Genomic DNA, 19,120 nt, shown 5'->3' with positions numbered 1-19,120 from the left:
TTTTAAAAAAGCCGGGCATCACCCGGCTTGTTTCATCTTAACCAATCAACATGTGGCGAATACGCGCCTTGAGCATGTCAATGGCGATGCGGTTCTTGCCACCACGGGGCACGATCACATCGGCATACTGTTTGGACGGCTCGATAAACTGCAGGAACATCGGACGTACCGTCTTCTGGTACTGCTTGAGCACGGAGTCCATGGTACGGCCACGCTCTTGCACATCACGCACCAGACGGCGCAGCAGGCAGATGTCGAGCGGGGTATCCATAAAGATGGAGGCATCCATCAGATCCCGCAGACGGCTGTCGGTCAGCAGCAGGATCCCTTCCAGAATGATCACCCGGCGCGGCGCAAACGGGGTCACTTCGTTCATCCGTGTGTGTTCGGTGTAGGAGTACTGGGGAATGGCAACCGCGTCACCTTTGACCAGCTGGCTCAAATGCTGTACCAGCAAGTCGTGATCCAGCGCGTTGGGGTGGTCATAGTTGGTCTTGACCCGCTCTTCCATGGTCAGGTGGGTCTGATCACGGTAGTAGCAATCTTCGGTGATCACACCAATCTGACCTGCGCCCAGTTCGGCCACCAGCTCTTCATAAATGGTCTGGGCTATAAGACTTTTGCCAGACGCAGATGCGCCCGCAATACCGATGATCACACACGAATGTTGAGTATCAGACATGACAAATACCTAAAAGAGAAGAGCAGTGGGGATGGTTTAAACCGATCCATTATATAAAAAAGGGTGGGTCATGCCCACCCTCAATTCCCTTTCAAGTGACCGACCGCCGATTATTCATCCAGCGCCATGGCATAGAGGGGGGTCGCAATCGGTTTTGCGCTGAAAAAGAGTTCAGCCCCTACCCTGCGTGCCAGCTTCAAATAGGCCTGAGCCAGGCTTCCTTCCGGTGCGCCGAACACCGTCGGACAGCCATCATCCATGTGTTGGCGGATGTCGATGTGCAGCGGCAACTGGCCAAGCAGCGCCACTTGATACTGCTCTGCCATCTTCTGACCGCCACCGGTACCGAACAGCGGCTCATGATGACCACAGGCGCTGCAAACGTGGTAACTCATGTTCTCGATGATGCCAAGCACCGGCACATTGACCTTGTTGAACATAGCGATCCCCTTGCGGGCATCGGCCAGCGCCACATCTTGCGGGGTGGTGACGATCACTGCCGCCGACGTCGGCACCTGTTGGGCCATGGTGAGCTGGATATCGCCAGTGCCCGGCGGCATGTCTACCACCAGATAATCCACCTCGCCCCAGCGGGTCTCGTGAAGGATCTGCGCCAGCGCCTTGCTCGCCATCGGGCCACGCCAGATGGTGGCATCCTGCTCGGAGACCAGATAGCCGATACTGTTGCTCTTGAGGCCGCAGGCCATCACCGGCTCCATCAGCTTGCCGTCATGGCTGACCGGGCGCTCTGTGAGGGTGCCCATCATGGTGGGAATGGAAGGGCCATAGATATCGGCATCGAGAATAGCGACCCGCGCCCCCTCTTTTTGCAGGGCCAGCGCCAAGTTGACCGCGGTGGTGGATTTGCCCACCCCCCCCTTGCCGGAAGCGACCACGATGATGTTGCGAATGCCCTGCACGGCATTGAGGCCCTGCGCCCTCGGCATGCTGGCGACGTCAATCTCCAATGCCCAGTCGATGCGGGCGGCGCCGGTGGCGCTGCTCAGCCTGGCATCGTAGTTCTCTTTGAGCTGATCGAGCAGCGAGAGACCGGCAAACGGCAATACCAACCGGATAGTAAGCCCCTGACCCTGATTGATGATCTCGCGAACGAATCCGGCATCCACCAGATTCTTGTGCCAGCCTGCTGGCTTAAATTCGGCGAGGATCTGTTTTACTGAATCAATCACCATTAACTCCTCATTATCTTGTCATTATCTTGAGGTGAACGGTTACCGCACACAAATCAGTGGCTTGCCTGCCATCGTAACAGCAGGTGCTGCCAAGGTTGGCACAGCCACAACCCTAGGCAGGCTACCCCTAATTCGGGTAACATGCACGGCACTCTATCATCCCAACAAGCACATCAAGAACGTAATATGGCAACTGATCCTCGTAAAATGCTGGTAACCTGCGCCCTCCCCTATGCCAATGGCTCCATCCATCTTGGCCACATGCTGGAACACATCCAGGCCGATATCTGGGTTCGTTATCAGCGAATGCGCGGTCATCAGGTGCACTTCATCTGTGCCGATGATGCCCACGGCACCCCGATCATGCTCAAGGCACAGCAGATGGGGATCACCCCGGAAGAGATGATTGCCGCTGTCTCCAAGGAGCACCAGGCCGATTTCGCCGGGTTCAACATCAGCTTTGACAACTATCACTCCACCCACAGCGACGAGAACCGCGAGCTGGCGGAGCTGATCTATGGCCGTCTGAAAAATGGTGGTTTTATCAAGAGCCGCACCATCTCCCAGCTGTTCGATCCGGAAAAATCCATGTTCCTGCCGGACCGTTTCGTCAAGGGGACCTGCCCCAAGTGCAAGTCTCCGGAGCAGTATGGCGACAACTGCGACAGCTGCGGCGCTACCTACAGCCCGACCGAGCTGATAGAACCGAAATCTGCTGTCTCCGGCGCAACTCCGGTAATGAAGGACTCCGAGCACTTCTTCTTCGACCTGCCGCAGTTTGAAAAATGGCTCTCTGAGTGGGTGCGCGGCTCCGGCGCCATTCAGGAAGAGATGGCCAACAAGATGCAGGAGTGGTTCGAGAGCGGCCTGCAGCAGTGGGACATCACCCGCGACGCCCCCTACTTCGGTTTCGAAATTCCCGGCGCCCCGGGCAAGTACTTCTACGTCTGGCTGGATGCCCCCATCGGTTACATGGCTTCCTTCAAGAACCTGTGCAACAAGCGTGGCGACATCGACTTTGACAGCTACTGGAAAGCGGACTCCGACGCCGAGCTCTACCACTTCATCGGCAAGGACATCGCCTACTTCCACTGCCTGTTCTGGCCGTCCATGCTGGAAGGTGCCAACTTCCGCAAGCCGACCAAGGTCAACGTGCACGGCTATGTAACCGTCAACGGCGCCAAGATGTCCAAGTCCAAGGGCACCTTTATCAAGGCATCTACCTACCTGAACCACCTTGATCCGGAGTGCCTGCGTTACTACTACGCCGCCAAGCTCAACAGCCGCATCGATGATCTGGACCTGAACCTCGAAGATTTCGTGCAGCGCGTCAACGCCGACGTGGTCAACAAGCTGGTCAACCTTGCCTCCCGCAACGCCGGCTTTATCGCCAAGCGCTTTGGCGGCAAGCTGGCTGCCACCTGCGCCGAACCCGAGCTCTACGCCGAGTTCGCCAACGCCCGTACCGCCATTGCGGAAGCCTATGAGAGCCGCGAATTCAGCCGCGCCATCCGCGAAATCATGGCGCTGGCCGACAAGGCCAACCGCTACGTGGACGACAAGGCTCCCTGGGTTATCGCCAAGCAGGAAGGCGCTGATGCTGAGCTGCAAGCTGTCTGCTCCGTCGGCATCAACCTGTTCCGCGTGCTGATGGCTTACCTCAAGCCCGTCATGCCGCTGCTGGCCGAACGTGCCGAAGCCTTCCTGGCCGAAACCCTCAGCTGGGATGGCATCGAGATGCCGCTGGTCGATCACACCGTTGCGCCGTTCAAGGCCCTCTTCTCCCGCATCGAGCCGGCGAAGATTGAAGCCATGATCGAGGCATCCAAGGAAGACCTGGCCAAGGAGCAGGCACCGAAAGTGACCGGCCCGCTGGCTGATGACCCCATCAGCGAAACCATCACCTATGACGATTTTGCCAAGATTGACCTGCGCGTCGCGCTGATCAAGAAGGCCGAAGCGGTACCGGAAGCCGAGAAGCTGCTCAAGCTGCAACTGGATATCGGCGGCGAGACCCGTCAGGTGTTTGCCGGTATCAAGTCCGCCTACAACCCGGAAGATCTGGAAGGCAAGCTGACCGTCATGGTGGCCAACCTGGCGCCGCGCAAGATGCGTTTCGGCATGTCCGAAGGCATGGTGCTGGCTGCAGGCCCGGGCGGCAAGGATCTCTGGATCCTGGAGCCGCAGGAAGGCGCCCAGCCGGGTATGCGCGTCAAGTAAGCGTATCGCTGACTGCGACCACAGCCAGATAGAGAAGAGAGGCCAAACGGCCTCTCTTTTTTGTCTCACCTGTTTGGCCTGGATAGTTTTTGTAGATGCTGGTCGCGGATGACGTCCGCAGATTGCGGTCTCGGGGCTATCCACCACCGGGATTCGCGGGCGATACATTTTGTTCTGAATACCTGACCACCCGACTTGCCATGTCATCCATGTTGTGGCCTGCCTGCATCGCCAGTTTGAGCGCCACCAGCTCCGCCTGCTGGCAGTCCAGTTGACGCAATCGGGTGGTGATCTTCCCCTTCAACTGCTGCCGCAGTTTCATCTGCTTGCAGGTGTTCCCCTGCTCTGCTCGCAACCTCCGCCGCCATTGACGCCAATCCTGCAACTGGCCGAGTCGCTCCTGCCAGTGAGTCAGGGTGCTCAACCAACCGGGATCCCCACTCCCCAGATCCAGCAACAGTTCCACGCCATAACGGGCCTGCTTGATCTCGAGGCGCAGCCGATGCCAGCGGCGCAACTGTTGCTGACGGGAACCGGCAGATTTCTCGACGCAGGGAATAGGTTCATCGAGAGCGCTCTGCGCCTCATCAAGGCGCAGGGCCAGATGCTGCTGATAGAAGAACGCCAATGCCCGCGCATCCTGCACCTGCACCACCGCCGCGAGCCAGCGGGCCAGTCGCCGTGACAACAGGGGTACGCGACAGGCAGATTTATGAGTATTGCCCGTGCTGGCAGGCGGCTTGCCAAAACGCTCGGCGTAGACCTGAGCATCCCGCAGCGCTGAAAGCCGCCCGACCGAGCGCAGCAGACGCCGCTCCAGCTCGGGATGATAGGTGAGTGGCCGCCACAGGGCGAGGAGTGCCAGCAAGCGGCGCGCCGCGATACGGTAGCCATGCACGGCCGGTTCGCTGGCCTCTTCGCGCACCGCCCGCGCCGCCTCCTGATAACGGGCGACCCAGCTTGTTGCCTGAGTCAGCAACAGACCTTCCTTGTCCGCGTCCATCTCGTCTCCGCCCCTTCAGTTGGTGTGAAAGCCCTGACCAGTGGGCGGCAGCGCCTCTTCATACTCCATCCGGGTCACCCGAGCGGTGCGCGGGCCATGCTCCAGCCAACCCAGCATCATCTGCACCCCCTGCGCGGGGCCGCTGATGAGGATCTCCACCGAGCCATCCTCCAGGTTGTAGGCATGGCCCCGCAAACCCAGTTGCAGCGCCCGCTCACGGGTGAAATAGCGAAATCCCACCCCCTGCACCTGCCCCCAAACCCGAATGACAAACGATTGCTCTCCCATTTCTCACACCTTCCGCTTAAGAAAAAAATTCCCGAGACGATAATGTGCCCGACACTCTATCTCTGCAGGATGCAGCTCCATTATGAAAGAAGTTAAATTCCGGTGGGTTGACCGCTATCTCATTCACCTCACCATCAGTGAAAAATTCCATATCGCGTTCTGGTTACCTCTCTTCATCATCGCCTTTCTCAGCTGGTATATGCTGGCAGCCAGCCATCAGCAGGAGATCTCCCTGCGGGTAGCGCAGTTGCAACAACGGGTCGAAACCACGGCGCAGCTGGTCAGCCAGCAGCCCACTCTGGTGTTGCCTGCTGATCTGCGTCTGACCCGGCAAGGCAGCAGCGGGTTGCAGCAGCAAGGAGATCACTACCTCTTTAGCGCGCCAGCGGGTCAGGCGGGCTACGTCACCGGTGATCTCGATACCGGCAACCTCTCCATGTGGGAGGGTCAGGGCTCGACCCTGCTCCTGATCGGCGCGCTGGCCGCCCTGATGGCGCTGGTGATCCACTACATGATGACCTTTGTCTCCGGTGCGCTCTACTCCACCAACAAGGCGCTGCAAACCGTGGCGGACGGGGATCTCACCTTCCGACTCAACTTCTTCCCGGTGCGGGACGAGTTCTCCACCCTGGCGGGTAGCATCGACCGCTTTACCGACCGCCAGCACCAGATCGTCAAACTGGTGGAGGAGTCTGCCGAAGCGCTGACCATGGCCGCCGATGAGTTTCGTGACCATGCACGCGAAGGCGAGACCATGGCGCGTTCCCAGCGCCAGCACATGGATTCGCTGGCCACTGCCATGGAGCAGATGTCAGCCGCCATTCGCGAAGTGGCGCGCAATGCCAACGACACCCTGCAACAAACCCGCCAGTCGAGCGAAGAGGCAGCCAATGGCGCCAACCGGGTAGCCCGCACCATCGAAGCGATCCGCACCCTGGCCGACGAAATTGGCAACGCCTCCGGCGCGGTCGAGCGGCTCACCCACAACGCCAACCGGATCAACGAGGTGATCAACGTCATCAACGCTATCTCCCAGCAGACCAACTTGTTGGCCCTCAACGCCGCTATCGAAGCGGCACGGGCCGGTGAGCAGGGTCGCGGCTTTGCGGTGGTAGCTGATGAAGTGCGTACCCTCGCCAGCCGTACCCAGCAGGCGACGGTGGAGATCCAGCAGATGATCGAAGAGCTGCAGACCGGTACCGGCGCGCTGAACGAGATCATGGAGAAAACCGTGGGGCGCGCCGCCAGCAGCCAGCAGCTCATCAGCGAAGTGGGGCTCGATATCGAAAAGCTGAGCAACCACAGCGATGCGGTGCTAGAGATGAGCACCCAGATCGCCACCTCGAGCGAAGAGCAGAGCTCGGTCGCCGCCGAGATCACCCACAATCTGGATCAGGTGCGCCATGAAGCGGCGCAGGTGGAGGAGTCTGCCAGCGCCTCGGTAGCCGGTACGCAGGGGCTTAAAGCCACCGCCAGCGAACTGACCCAGGCACTCAAGGGGATCACTCTCTGACGCTGCCGAATAGCATCCGGCAACAAGAAGCAATAAGAAAAGAGGCCACCCATTGGGTGGCCTCTTTGTCTGTATGGATAGTGACCATGAATGATAGCGACCAATTGCTATGCTGGCTGGCAGCCCCGCTCAGGATTGCAGCAAACTCAGGGCCGCATTGGGGCGACTGTTTGCCTGACTCAAAATCGAAGCACTCGCCTGCTGCAAGATTTGAGTGCTGACCAAACGCGCCGATTCTACCGCCATGTCGGCGTCCCGGATCCTTGAACGGGCAGCGCTGAGGTTCTCATTGGCATTGGCCAGATTGCGTACCCGTGAATCCAGCGCGTTGGCTTGGGCCCCGAGCCGAGAACGCTGAACACCCAGCTGTTTCATACCCACATCCAGGGTTTTGATGGCCCTGCTGGCGTTGTCTTCACTAAGAACATCAATATTATCAACGGTATATTTCTTCTTGTCCTCTTGATAAAAGCCAAGCGCATGCAAGCTCGCTCCCTGCATATCAATATTGGAATACTTGTCGCCTGATGAGCGCAGCTCCATCTGACCGATATACGTCGTCGATGTAACATCGGGTAACAGAGAGCTCAGAGAGGAACTACTGATCACCGGAGGCGCCGGTGGTGCTGGTTGCGGAGGGGGGGTTGTGCCATTGGCCAGCGCAAGGCTGTTGCCCTGAGCGCTATGCATGGTCAATGCATTGCTGGCGGGATTGCTGTTGTTGGAGGCACTCACATAAAAACCCAGACCTGCCGATTGCGCAGTACTGTTGATGCGTTGAACCACGGTTGCCATGATGGCACTATTTTTTGCTGTCGGATTGACCGGATCCCATCCGGTCATATCAATGCCTGTGGTCAAATCCACAGAGTGACCCGCCACATCGATATAGGAGGGTAATGCGGATAAATCGACCGCGGAGGCGACTGAAAATGGCAGTTGTTGCGCTTGTACCGGCCCCTGATTATTGGGAAAGGTGGTGCCATTAATATCTGCCACGAACGCTTCCAGGGTTGAATAGTCCTTGTCAAAAGTGACGCCATTAAGGGTGATAGGCTGAGATGAAAGCTTGAGATCAGCAATGTCATACGCCCCAGGCTTGCTTCCTGCCGGACTGCGCGCTCGCCACTCCATCTCCCCCAGATTTTTGGTCTGGGCATTGAGATCGGTAATGACGGTATTCTGTCCTGCATAGGCACCGACCAAGAAGATACCTTCGTAACTCCCCGCCAGCAGGTCCTGTCCGGCAAACCGGGTACCTGTGGCAATCCGGTCCATCTCCAACTGCAGTTGCTTGAACTCAGCATTCAGGGCTACGCGATCCTCTGCTGTATTGGCACCGCTTCCCGACTGCAGTGCCAGGGTGCGCATCCGCTGCATCAGGTTCACCGACTCATCAAGCGCCCCATCGGCGATGTTGATCACCGAGATCCCATCATTGGCGTTGCGAATAGCGGTGTTGATCCCGTTCACTTCACTGGTGAGGCGATTACTGATCTGCAAGCCTGCTGCATCATCAGCGGCACTGTTGATGCGCAAGCCGGATGAGAGTCGTCGATATACCGAATCCAGCGTGTTGGATGATTGACCAAGATGGCGAGAAGCATTGAGGGCAGAAATATTGGTAGCGATGGAGAGGAACATGGACAGCTCGATACAGGAAAGATTCAAAATGGTCTTCCCCACTATCGACATCATCAAATGACTCTTTAGCGAAAATCACTATAAAGTAAGGTTAAAACGCTTTATTGGCTACATTGTGCACATATAGCGACCAGCGCTGAACAAAAAAAAAGCACAACCAACTGTGACATATAAGATAAACAGCGTGAAACGCCAACATTGAGATTCTGCAAATCTTGCATATGCAACACTCGGGCGTTGTCCAGACGTACAATTCGTCACTCTGCCATATACCAGCAAAGGCTGGCTTAGCCGCACTATTGCACATAGAATGTGGCCCCTTTTCTTTCTACCATCGGCAAACATCCATGAGCGCTTCCATCTATCTCGTCAAAGGCCGCGAAAAATCCCTGCTGCGTCGCCACCCCTGGATCTTCTCCAAGGGGATTGAGCGGGTTCAGGGCAACCCCATTGACGGCGATACCGTCGAGATCTATGCCAACGATGGCAAGTGGCTCGCCCGTGGCGCTTGGTCAGGCAGCTCCCAGATCCGAGCCCGAGTCTGGACCTTCGACAAGGATGAGACCGTCGATCTCGACTTCTTTATCCGTCGCCTCAAATATGCTCAAGAGTCTCGCGATCCGCTGATCAAGCGTCAGGGTCTCACCGGCTATCGCCTCTGCGCCGCCGAATCCGACGGCCTGCCGGGTCTAACCATCGACCGTTATGCCGATTTTCTGGTGTGCCAGATCCTCTCTGCCGGTGCCGAGTTCCAGCGTGAGCTGATCACCCAAGCACTGCGTACCCTCTACCCCGAGTGCAGCATCTATGAGCGCTCCGACGTGGCGGTACGCAAGAAGGAAGGGCTGAAAGAGCGCACCGGCGTCATTTATGGCGAGACCCCGAACGAGCCGGTGGTCATCGAGGAGAACGGTGGCGTCAAGATCCTGGTAGACATTCGCAACGGCCACAAAACCGGTTTCTATCTGGATCAGCGTGACAACCGTCAGGCTGCCGCCAAGTACACCGAAGGCAAGCGGGTGCTCAACTGCTTCTGCTACACCGGCGGTTTTGGCGTTTATGCCCTCAAGGGCGGCGCCAAGGAAGTGGTCAACGTCGATCTCTCCCAGAATGCGCTGGATATCGCCCGCCAGAACGCCGAGCTGAACGGGCTGGATACCAGCAACACCCAGTTTGTCCGTCACGACGTATTCAAGCTGCTGCGTGAATACCGCGAGAAGGGCGAGAAGTTCGATGTCATCGTGCTGGATCCGCCCAAATTCGCCGAGAGCAAGGCCCAGTTGCTGGGTGCCTGCCGAGGCTACAAGGACATCAACATGCTGGCGTTCCAGCTGCTGGCGCCGGGTGGCGTGCTGCTGACCTACTCCTGCTCCGGCCTGATGGAGCAGAGCCTGTTCCAGAAGATCGTCGCCGATGCGGCGCTTGATGCCGGTCGCGATGCCCAGATCCTGGAGCTGCTCTCCCAGGCCTCCGATCACCCCATCGGTACCGCCTATCCGGAAGGCTTCTACCTCAAGGGACTGGTGGTACGCGCCCGCTGATCGGCAACCACCCTCCCCTTGTGATCAATCAGGCCCCTTGTGGGCCTTATTGCTTTGCATCGTATGGTGCCTGAGGCTCGCCCCGATTCCCCCTCTCTGCTTTATTGGTGTTTCCTCTCCTCCTCTTTCCCTGCCAGCGCCCCACTTCTTCTCTGTTTAAATTACTTTGCACAATAACTGCACATTTATGATTTAAATCACATCCGTATGACTCTCTTTTCCGTAGTGTGATCCCGCCTGCGGCAGCCAAGCCGGGGCAACCGACCCATCAGGATTGATGGACGGTACAACAACAAAAACCGATGTCAGGCCAAGCTGAACATCACAAGGGATCCCGATATGAATCAATCATTGCCGCTGTTAACGCCGCTGCGGGGCATCGCTGCCCTGATGGTGGTGCTGTTCCATGCCCGCTTGCTGCTCTTTCCCCAGTGGATGGAGTCGATCGCAGGCCACACCCAACTCATCGAGAACGGCTACCTCTGGGTCGACCTGTTCTTTATTTTGAGCGGCGTGGTGCTGGCCCATGTCTATGGGGAGGGTTTCACCCGCACTCCCCGCACTATCGGTTATGGCCGCTTTCTCTGGCTGCGGCTGACCCGCGTCTACCCCCTCTATCTGGTGACCCTGCTGCTGCTGGTCGGCTGGGAGCTTTACAAGGCGCAGCACGGGGTGGGCTTCTACGCCGGCCCCTTGTTCAAGATGTGGGAGTGGGAAGGGATGCCCCCCTTCGGCTCCCCCTTCACCCCGGCCGAGGCGCTGCCGAGTGCCTTCCTGCTGCTGCAGGTGGTGACCGATCACGGGCTGACCTGGAACTTCGCCGCCTGGTCGCTCAGCGTGGAGTGGATCAGCTACCTGCTGTTCCCGCTGCTGATTCCGCTGGCGGTCACCCGCAGTCGCTGGAGCCATCTCGCCCCCCTGCTGGCGCTGACGGTGCTGGCCTTTATCGTGCACAGTCGCGGCACCCTGGATGTCACCAGCGGCGCGCTTGCAGTGGGACGCGGGGTGAGTGAGTTTGTGCTCGGCCTCTGGCTGCTGCCGAGGGTGAAGGCCGCGAAAAGCTCGCCCATGATGAAGCATGATCTGCCGCTCTTGATCGCCTTTGTGCTGCCCTTCGCGCTGATGCAGTTCGCCATGACGCCGCAGCTGACCCTGCTGCTGATCAGCTCCTACGTGCTGTTGATCTGGATTGCCGCCGCCCAGGGGGAGCGCCAGAGCCCGCTGCTGCGCCTTTTGGATAACCGCTTCACCAACTGGCTGGGGGATCTCTCCTACTCCATCTACCTGCTCCATGCGCTGGTCCTGCTCACCGGCTGCGAGCTCATCCACTATCTGGCGCCAGGGCTCACCGAGTGGTGGTATGGCCAGACCAACCCGCTGCTGGGGGTGGTGGCCACCTTGCTGATGCTGGCGGTGCTGATCGGGCTCTCGTCGCTGAGCTACAACCTGCTGGAGCGGCCACTGCAACGGCGCCTGCGCCGCTGGGGCAAGTCACGGCAACCGGCGCTGGAGCAAGCCGGATAAATTAATCTCGCCCTGTCTGGATGAGTTGACGGGCTTATGCCAACTCATCCAGCACCAGTTCATCCAGACCGCTCATCACCCAGGCACTCGGGTGCTGGCTAAATCCAAGCTTGGGGTAGTACGCCACCGCCTGCGGCGCGGCCAGCAGGATCAGCTTGCAGCCCGGCTGCAATTGCAAAAACGTCTCGCGAATAAGGGCTTTGCCAATCCCCAGCCCCTGCACCGACTCGGCCACCGCCAGATCCGAGAGGTAGCAGCAAAAATGAAAATCGGTCACCGAGCGGGCCACACCGACCAGGGTCTCGCCCTGCCAGGCGGTGATCAGCAAATTGGCGTTATCCAGCATGCCCTGCAGGATGGCCGGATGGTCCAGCGGCCGTCTCGCCCCCAGCGAGGTCTGCGCCAACAACGCCGCAAACTGCGCCGTGGTGATGGGGTGGTTAACCAAAAATGTGGTGGTCACCAAGCTCTCCTGTTGTAGATCGGCGGTTGCATGCTTTTGGTCTCTTTGGCGTTCTTTTTGCTGCATCTGTACTTCAATCAATCAGTCAGCGCCGGATCCAGACAGATGACAGGCAAGTGCGGGCAATTCCCTGCTGTTTATGTGAATTCCTGTTCGAACCCCAAGGGGCAAATGTGGCATAATGCCCCGTCCTGTGGCCCTTGGCGGGGCTGCGCTGGCGCACCTTGTCGCCCTTTTCTTCCCCGTCCGGCCTGGCGGTCCTTCATAACTGCCAGTCATCGCTGCCCCTGTTGGCACCGAGGCCACCCATATTTGCGGCTTCTTGTCTTCCTCTCTACAAGGCCGCCCATTGACCAAGACGGCTCCACAGAGCCTCTGCTCTGTTTGCAAATAAAAGGGGTAAGTATGTCTTCCATTCGTCTGACCCAATACAGCCACGGCGCTGGCTGCGGCTGCAAAATTTCTCCCAAGGTACTCGACACCATCCTCAAGAGCCAGATCCCGGGCTTCAACGACCCGACCCTGATCGTTGGCAACAGCAGCAAGGATGACGCGGCCGTGGTCGATATCGGCAACGGTCAGGGCATTGTCTCCACCACCGACTTCTTCATGCCCATCGTCGATGACCCCTTCACCTTTGGCCGCATTGCCGCCACCAATGCCATCAGCGATATCTACGCCATGGGTGGCAAGCCCATCGTTGCCATCGCCATCCTCGGCTGGCCCATCAATACCCTGCCCGCCGAAGTGGCCCAGCAGGTGATCGACGGCGGCCGTCAGGTGTGCCACGAAGCGGGCATTTCGCTGGCCGGTGGTCACAGTATCGATGCCCCCGAGCCCATCTTCGGCCTTGCGGTCACCGGTATCGTGCCCCTGGACGCCATCAAGCAGAACGACACCGCCAAGGTGGGTGACACCCTCTATCTGACCAAGCCCCTCGGTATCGGTATCCTCACCACCGCCCAGAAGAAGGGCAAGCTCAAGCCTGAACACGAGCAGCTGGCCCCCAACGCCATGTGCACCCTCAACAAGATTGGCCAGCGTTTTGCCGAGCTGCCGGGTGTCCACGCCATGACCGACGTGACCGGTTTTGGTCTGGCCGGTCATCTGCTGGAGATGTGTGAAGGATCTGGCGTCAGCGCCCGCCTCGACTTCAAGGCGCTGCCGCTGCTGGATGAGGTGGATTACTACCTCGCCGAGGGCTGCGTACCGGGCGGTACCCTGCGCAACCACGACTCCTACGGCCACAAGCTGGATGCCATGGACGATCGCACCCGCAACATCATGTGCGACCCGCAAACCAGCGGCGGCCTGCTGGTCGCCGTGGGTAAAGAGAGCGAAGCCGAGCTGCTCGCCATCGCACAAGAAGCTGGGCTAGAACTCTCGCCCATCGGTCAGATCAAGCCCCTTGAGGGCTCCCGCTTTATCGAGATTGTCCAATGAGTGAATTGCCACTGGCCACGGACTACGCCCAGATTTTTTTAGGCGATGTACCGTTGATTGATGTGCGCGCCCCCATCGAGTTCAAGGAGGGGGCCTTCCCCTGCTCGACCAGCCTGCCCTTGATGACAGACGATGAGCGCGCCCAGGTGGGGACCTGCTTCAAGAAGCAGGGTCAGGCCGCCGCCATTGAGCTTGGACACAAGCTGGTGGGGGGAGCAGTACGTGCCGAACGACTCGAAGGCTGGCTGGCGCAGTTGCGCAAGCAGCCCGATGCCCTGCTCTACTGCTTTCGCGGCGGCCTGCGCTCGCAAACTGTACAACAGTGGCTGGCTGAAGCGGGGGTGACTCGCCCCCGCGTCGCCGGTGGCTACAAGGAGCTGCGCCGCTTCCTGATCGACACCCAGGACAAGGCCTCTGCCGAGTGCCGCTGGACTGTACTGACCGGCATGACCGGCTCCGGCAAGACCCATATGCTGGACCACGTGGCCCAAGCGCTCGATCTGGAAGGACACGCCCATCACAGGGGCTCGTCGTTTGGTCAGCTGCCCGGCGGCCAGCCCAGCAACATCAACTTTGAAAACAACATGGCCATCGAACTGCTCAAGCGCCGCCATCAGGGCGAGCATGCCTTCGTGGTCGAGGACGAGAGCCGCCTGATTGGCCGCTGCTGCCTGCCCCTCTCCCTCCATGAGGCCATGAGTCAGGCACCGCTGGTGGTGGTAGATGTACCGCAGATCGATCGCGCCGAGCAGATCCGCGAAGATTACGTGCACGATCTCTGGCTGCGCTATCAAGCCATGTATGGCCAGGAAGAGGGATGGCCGCTGTTTGCCGCCTACCTCACCGATGCGTTGGCCCGCCTCAAGCGCCGCCTCGGCGATCTGGCCCACCGCGAGCTGGATACCCTGATGCAGACCGCCCTCACCGAGCAGGAAAAGAGCGGCGATACCGGGCTGCATCTGGCCTGGATCACCTTGCTGCTGACCCGCTACTACGATCCCATGTATCTCTACCAGCTTGGCAACAAGCAGGAGCGCATCGTGTTTCGCGGTGACAAGCAGGCCTGCCTCGACTATTTCGCCGAGCAGCATGCCAGCGCACTGCGCGGCTGACCCATCCCAAGAGAGGAACTCTATGTTGAAATTCGAGGTGATCCCGGTCACCCAGTTCGCCCAGAACTGCTCCCTCATCTGGTGTGACGAGACCCATCAGGCGGCCCTGATCGATCCGGGCGGCGAAGCGGACAAACTGCTGGCCGCCATCGCCAAGCGCGGCCTGACCCTGACCCACATACTGCTGACCCACGGTCATCTGGATCATGTGGGTGCCGCCGCCGAGCTGAGGGAAAAGACCGGCGTCGCCATTACCGGTCCCCACAAGGAGGACGCCTTCTGGCTCGACATGCTGCCCCAGCAGAGCCAGATGTTCGGCTTCGCCCATACCCCCGCCTTCACGCCGGATCGCTGGCTTGAGCAGGGTGACAAGGTGCAGCTTGGCCAGTGCGAGCTGGATGTCTACTTCTGCCCCGGCCACACCCCGGGCCATATCGTGCTGCTGAGTCAGGCCGAAAAACTCGCCTGGGTTGGCGATGTGCTGTTTGCCGGCAGCATCGGCCGCACCGACTTTCCCCGTGGGGATCACTGTACGCTGATCAAGTCGATCACCGAGACCCTGCTGCCGCTGGGTGACGAAATCGTCTTTATCCCGGGCCACGGCCCCAGCTCCACCTTCGGTCGCGAGAAGGTGAGCAACCCCTACCTGACCCAGCCTATCTGGTGATCAAAAAAGGCAGCGGTATTAGCCGCTGCCTTTTCAATTCGTTACGCTGCAATCCCCTGGTGCGTATCACTCACAATGTCTTTATCCGGACGACACCGAGAAGCCTCTGGTAATCACGATTTTCCTCAAGAAGCGGATCGCTTTGCACAATCGCTGTCAGACATAAACTCAACTCGTCTGATACCCACTGCGGCTCAGCGATAATAGCGTTCAGCAAAGACAATGCATGTGTAGGGAATTGTTTGCATAAGCCTGATTGATGCAAAAGGTGTATAACGTAATGAGTGTTTTGAATCGGCTGTAATCCAGCATGAACTGTCGCTAATGCATCCGGAAACTCACCGCGAGCGGCAATGACCAATCTGGCCAAAGTTTCAGCGATTTTACTCGTGAAGAATGCGTTGGATTTAGGCCAGATATTTTGCCAAAAAGGCTTGGCTCGGTTTATCCAGTACTCCTCACGCTGCTCACCCGCGCCATCAAGCGCTTGAACCAGTGCATGCAAAACACTTTGGAATCCCTCAGGTGGCATCACTTCAATCGCTGCACGGAACTCTTCTGGTTTATAACCATCAGCTTGTGCTAAGGCGCCATACGTCATAAATGTTGCGAATTGCTGACTGTGTTCGCCCAGTTGATTGTAATGGCCAGCACAGGCGAGCAAATGTGGTTTAAAGGCCATTAATAAAGGAAGGTAAAGACGGGGTGACCAGAGAAAACCCTGCCAATATGCATTGGCATCAGCTTGATTCTCCCAATCGAGCAGAGGCAACAGGATTTGAGTCGTCCATTCTTGATCCACACGGAAAAATGTAATCAATCGAGAACAGAGTACTATGCGACCATGACGAAATACCGCAACAGTGGTATCACATAACTCTGTAAATATTGGAGCCAAATCGGCAGGCAGTCCGTCATTATCGTTCAGCTGCTGTTTAAACCACTGGTTCAATAATGCTTGAGTAATATGCCCAACGGGATGGTTAATGGCAGAACCAAGTGGATCATCAACCTCAATTCCATTACGAATGGTACGACTCCCAGCATCGACCTCCATTGGAAGCACCAATATACGACGACAAATGGCAATGATGGATTTGTCGTTATGCTCTTGGGTGCTTGCCCTCTCTATCCACCAAGTTACTGCATGGATTATTTGTAGCAACACAGGCTCGGGCATTGTTAGCACTAATGGAGCAACGAATCGCCATGAACGAAGCAGCATTTTTTCATCAGACCAACATTGCAGAGCGACTCGCCATCGGTCGACAGGCCACTCCCCCTCTTGCGAAAGGTCATACAGAGCTAGCAGGGTGTGAAAGAAACGGGTGCGGCACACATCACGCCATCCATCTCGATAAGAATCCATCCTTCCAGATGATTGTTGCTTCATCCAGTCGACCAATAACTTACGCTTTCGGGGAACAATATCATCATCTCCGCGATCACTAGCGAAGCCGTTACTTTCCTCTGCCCCCCATTCGGGATGAAGGTTGGATAGTATGGCGAAGTGTTCTGCTGCCTCTTTTCCCAACACAAGCCCTGAATCATTCAACTTTGCCAATAGCTGCCAAATGGAGTGTTCGATATATATTCGTGTTGATTCCAACTCAGATGGTGGCCCGGCCAAAATAGCCGCCTCCAGCTGTGCTTGAGCATTTCCTGTCAGTAACTTTCCTTGCGCTTCAAATAAGTTTAACATCTCGGACTCAGTATCGCTGGCCCAAAGCCACCGTCCATTATCAGAGCGTAGCCATTCCGACCACAGTTCAGATGAGATGCAGTCATCCTGGCTGGCTGCAAATAAGGCTAAACGTTTAAAGAGGGGATAAGGTAAAGAGAACCAAGATTGCGCAATATTGATTGCTTGTACTCGATCACTTTTCAGTACCATTAACCAAGCTTCGCGCAGTAATTCAACAAGAACAAGCCAGTCATAATGACCACTATGGGAGTCATATAGAGCAATGGAAGGCAGTGCCAAATAAGAAAAGTCTCGATACTCGCTGGCATCATTCAGTTCACGCTGCAGATCCAGTGCATCGCGGAGCAGTTGTTGGAGTTCGTCCAGAAAATAAGGTAAGGCTGTTTTCCATTGTTGATTATTTACATCATGTGAAATCACATATCTCACATTATCTGCGGCAAGCACGAGTTCCCAATCTACCCGATCCCGAACATTTATTGGTTCTTGGTCCGTTTTGTTACTACTTAAATTATATGGTTTTCTCAACGCTATTTTAGGCGCAAGTAACTCCCGCAATTCCAAACGTAACATCACATTTGATGGTTCTCTTCCCAAGCGCGACATCCACTGAAAAATATTTCTATCACAATCTGAACACTTTATCCGACCAAGCAGCAACAGACGCCACAAGGTGCGCATCATAGGGTCTGGAATTGCATACTGTGACTGATCCTTGACTTCGTCAATTTCGATAAACTGATCGTCACACATCATTGAATCAAAGCGGGATAAGGCATTTTCCACTAACCTCCGCCATCGTCTATGCAATTGACCTCCATTTGAGACAAACCAAAGTAGTAATTTTGGGTTCCCCAAGTGGCGAGTAAGCCAATATGCCAAAGGTGGCATCACTTCATCCCAATCGCCTGACAAGCCATTTGTAACCACACTCATGGCTGGCGCAGACATATAGGAAGCAGGATGTTGTAGCAAGCTAAAGCTCAAGCTTTCATTTATTTTACCCTGCGGTTGCACACCAAAACATGTTAAATCATTGTGACCAAAACATTTGCTGGTAAATACATCAAGCCAGTCCAGTGATGGAGTCGGATTAAGCTGGGCAAAGCATTTGGCGGGCAAGCCTGATGGATCGGCTAAAGCCCATCGCATTCGACTAACAAAGTCGTTTTGTGACGAACTCTGATTGGGTTGCTTATATGCATACCGAGCAACTAATCGCTCCTTGCCCCTTACACCATCACGATATATAGATGCCCATACATGCAAAGTCTGATGTAACATGCGATGATAATTTACATCGTCATACATAATGGGGATGACATGTTTGTCTTGCCATTTCTGCTTCGTGATATCCAATTCATCACGTTTATAGGATGCAAAAGCAAAAATCTTCCGTGAACCATCCAATGCATGGGCGGCGGTCATATATCGCAATACAGGATCATCAATGCTGTAACCGACAAAACAGAGTGTGTAATCTCTGAATAGGCCAGCGACAAACCGAGCTGCCCAACCTTCAGTAAGATATGCCTGTCCAAAATCGCCATCAGACAAGATCAGCTGATCAAGGTCTTCTTCTGAGGCTGAATCTGGCATACGTCCGTGCAAATGCACCACTCCATTCCAACGGGATCGGGAGGGTGGGGCCTGATGAATGGTTATCGGTGATTTCCCCGCCTTTTCAAACAAGGTATCGAAGTTAGTGGTAACGAGTTTCAGGTTATCTTTTTTATCCTTGCCAAGAGTCAGCAAAGCAAGATGAGTAGTGAGAGCTCGTGGCTTTGATAAATCAGCAGTCAGGCAGGATGGTAAACCACGACGTACCGCAGCTCTCCCGCCTTGAATGCGCTTCTCATAATGTCCGATTGCGCGATCAAATCCACCCTGTGTGACCATGTCTTGCTCAGACCTATCTAATGGCTCGCCTGCATGCTTTGACATCCTAATAACGAGCTCACCGAATCCAGGCAAACCCGCTGGATAGGAAATGCCCGCCCCACAAAAAAACAACACACGTCCCTCTTCATGGGCATGCAGCAGCTCATTGGGAATATCGGGGCCATTGGGGATAAATTGCATTTTCCTGTTTCCTATCCAGTAGATACGGTGGATTGACTGG

Annotated in this window: 14 protein-coding genes; 7 read left to right on the top strand and 7 right to left on the bottom strand. The window is 56.6% G+C overall.

The window, feature by feature from the left end; genetic code table 11:
- Positions 1-37: 37 nt before the first annotated feature.
- Both udk and apbC read right to left on the bottom strand, forming a co-directional pair.
- The gene (gene udk / locus I6L47_RS02590) at positions 38-682 is read right to left on the bottom strand and encodes a uridine kinase (protein ID WP_005352133.1); all 645 of its coding nucleotides are present in this window, start codon (positions 680-682) and stop codon (positions 38-40) included.
- 110 nt (positions 683-792) lie between these two features.
- A complete protein-coding gene (gene apbC / locus I6L47_RS02585) occupies positions 793-1,875 on the bottom strand; it encodes an iron-sulfur cluster carrier protein ApbC (protein WP_216948594.1) in 1,083 nt (360 codons plus the stop codon).
- Between the two features lie 186 nt (positions 1,876-2,061).
- On the opposite strand from apbC, the gene metG reads away from it, so the two are divergent.
- Positions 2,062-4,095 carry a methionine--tRNA ligase gene (gene metG, locus I6L47_RS02580; RefSeq protein ID WP_216948593.1) on the top strand — a complete coding sequence of 678 codons (2,034 nt, stop codon included), beginning with the start codon at positions 2,062-2,064 and terminating at the stop codon, positions 4,093-4,095.
- Between the two features lie 136 nt (positions 4,096-4,231).
- Here metG and I6L47_RS02575 read toward each other — a convergent pair whose 3' ends face one another.
- A complete protein-coding gene (locus I6L47_RS02575; RefSeq protein ID WP_216948592.1) occupies positions 4,232-5,098 on the bottom strand; it encodes a CHAD domain-containing protein in 867 nt (288 codons plus the stop codon).
- Between the two features lie 15 nt (positions 5,099-5,113).
- The gene (locus I6L47_RS02570; protein WP_005345583.1) at positions 5,114-5,386 is read right to left on the bottom strand and encodes an acylphosphatase; all 273 of its coding nucleotides are present in this window, start codon (positions 5,384-5,386) and stop codon (positions 5,114-5,116) included.
- 82 nt (positions 5,387-5,468) lie between these two features.
- On the opposite strand from I6L47_RS02570, the gene I6L47_RS02565 reads away from it, so the two are divergent.
- Positions 5,469-6,899 carry a methyl-accepting chemotaxis protein gene (locus tag I6L47_RS02565; protein WP_216948591.1) on the top strand — a complete coding sequence of 477 codons (1,431 nt, stop codon included), beginning with the start codon at positions 5,469-5,471 and terminating at the stop codon, positions 6,897-6,899.
- Positions 6,900-7,028: 129 nt separating this feature from the next.
- On the opposite strand, the gene I6L47_RS22585 is transcribed toward I6L47_RS02565, so the two are convergent.
- The gene (locus tag I6L47_RS22585; protein WP_216948590.1) at positions 7,029-8,597 is read right to left on the bottom strand and encodes a flagellin; all 1,569 of its coding nucleotides are present in this window, start codon (positions 8,595-8,597) and stop codon (positions 7,029-7,031) included.
- Between the two features lie 293 nt (positions 8,598-8,890).
- Here I6L47_RS22585 and I6L47_RS02555 point away from each other — a divergent pair, with 293 nt between their 5' ends.
- Both I6L47_RS02555 and I6L47_RS02550 read left to right on the top strand, forming a co-directional pair.
- Positions 8,891-10,084, top strand: a complete 1,194-nt coding sequence (locus I6L47_RS02555) for a class I SAM-dependent methyltransferase (RefSeq protein ID WP_005336736.1) — start codon at positions 8,891-8,893, stop codon at positions 10,082-10,084.
- A gap of 339 nt (positions 10,085-10,423) precedes the next feature.
- Positions 10,424-11,608: an acyltransferase gene (locus I6L47_RS02550; RefSeq protein WP_216948589.1), complete on the top strand. Its 1,185-nt coding sequence runs from the start codon at positions 10,424-10,426 to the stop codon at positions 11,606-11,608.
- A gap of 34 nt (positions 11,609-11,642) precedes the next feature.
- Here I6L47_RS02550 and I6L47_RS02545 read toward each other — a convergent pair whose 3' ends face one another.
- On the bottom strand, positions 11,643-12,071 hold the full coding sequence (locus I6L47_RS02545) for a GNAT family N-acetyltransferase (RefSeq protein WP_216948588.1): 429 nt from the start codon (positions 12,069-12,071) through the stop codon (positions 11,643-11,645).
- A gap of 405 nt (positions 12,072-12,476) precedes the next feature.
- On the opposite strand from I6L47_RS02545, the gene selD reads away from it, so the two are divergent.
- The 3 genes from selD to I6L47_RS02530 are packed head-to-tail and all read left to right on the top strand — an operon-like array spanning position 12,477 to position 15,293.
- Positions 12,477-13,514 carry a selenide, water dikinase SelD gene (gene selD / locus I6L47_RS02540; RefSeq protein ID WP_216948587.1) on the top strand — a complete coding sequence of 346 codons (1,038 nt, stop codon included), beginning with the start codon at positions 12,477-12,479 and terminating at the stop codon, positions 13,512-13,514.
- On the top strand, positions 13,511-14,626 hold the full coding sequence (gene mnmH, locus I6L47_RS02535) for a tRNA 2-selenouridine(34) synthase MnmH (RefSeq protein WP_216948586.1): 1,116 nt from the start codon (positions 13,511-13,513) through the stop codon (positions 14,624-14,626). Before selD ends, mnmH begins: the two co-directional genes overlap by 4 nt.
- Before the next feature lie 22 nt (positions 14,627-14,648).
- A complete protein-coding gene (locus I6L47_RS02530; protein WP_216948585.1) occupies positions 14,649-15,293 on the top strand; it encodes an MBL fold metallo-hydrolase in 645 nt (214 codons plus the stop codon).
- A gap of 70 nt (positions 15,294-15,363) precedes the next feature.
- Here I6L47_RS02530 and dsr1 read toward each other — a convergent pair whose 3' ends face one another.
- Positions 15,364-19,080 (bottom strand): anti-phage defense-associated sirtuin Dsr1, encoded by a 3,717-nt coding sequence (gene dsr1 / locus I6L47_RS02525; RefSeq protein WP_216948584.1) that lies wholly within the window; start codon positions 19,078-19,080, stop codon positions 15,364-15,366.
- Positions 19,081-19,120 lie beyond the last annotated feature (40 nt).

The sequence above is a fragment of the Aeromonas sp. FDAARGOS 1417 genome, from assembly GCF_019046985.1.
GTDB classification, from domain to species: Bacteria; Pseudomonadota; Gammaproteobacteria; order Enterobacterales; family Aeromonadaceae; genus Aeromonas; species Aeromonas veronii.
The sequence above is the reverse complement of the archived record's forward strand: the minus strand, read 5'-3'. Positions and strand labels throughout refer to the sequence as shown.

Bases quoted from the DNA above. Each gene is read 5' to 3' on its own strand.
- udk (WP_005352133.1), bottom strand. From the start codon at position 682: ATGTCTGATACTCAACATTCGTGTGTGATCATCGGTATTGCGGGCGCA.
- apbC (WP_216948594.1), bottom strand. From the start codon at position 1,875: ATGGTGATTGATTCAGTAAAACAGATCCTCGCCGAATTTAAGCCAGCA.
- metG (WP_216948593.1), top strand. From the start codon at position 2,062: ATGGCAACTGATCCTCGTAAAATGCTGGTAACCTGCGCCCTCCCCTAT.
- I6L47_RS02575 (WP_216948592.1), bottom strand. From the start codon at position 5,098: ATGGACGCGGACAAGGAAGGTCTGTTGCTGACTCAGGCAACAAGCTGG.
- I6L47_RS02570 (WP_005345583.1), bottom strand. From the start codon at position 5,386: ATGGGAGAGCAATCGTTTGTCATTCGGGTTTGGGGGCAGGTGCAGGGG.
- I6L47_RS02565 (WP_216948591.1), top strand. From the start codon at position 5,469: ATGAAAGAAGTTAAATTCCGGTGGGTTGACCGCTATCTCATTCACCTC.
- I6L47_RS22585 (WP_216948590.1), bottom strand. From the start codon at position 8,597: ATGATGTCGATAGTGGGGAAGACCATTTTGAATCTTTCCTGTATCGAG.
- I6L47_RS02555 (WP_005336736.1), top strand. From the start codon at position 8,891: ATGAGCGCTTCCATCTATCTCGTCAAAGGCCGCGAAAAATCCCTGCTG.
- I6L47_RS02550 (WP_216948589.1), top strand. From the start codon at position 10,424: ATGAATCAATCATTGCCGCTGTTAACGCCGCTGCGGGGCATCGCTGCC.
- selD (WP_216948587.1), top strand. From the start codon at position 12,477: ATGTCTTCCATTCGTCTGACCCAATACAGCCACGGCGCTGGCTGCGGC.
- mnmH (WP_216948586.1), top strand. From the start codon at position 13,511: ATGAGTGAATTGCCACTGGCCACGGACTACGCCCAGATTTTTTTAGGC.
- I6L47_RS02530 (WP_216948585.1), top strand. From the start codon at position 14,649: ATGTTGAAATTCGAGGTGATCCCGGTCACCCAGTTCGCCCAGAACTGC.
- dsr1 (WP_216948584.1), bottom strand. From the start codon at position 19,080: ATGCAATTTATCCCCAATGGCCCCGATATTCCCAATGAGCTGCTGCAT.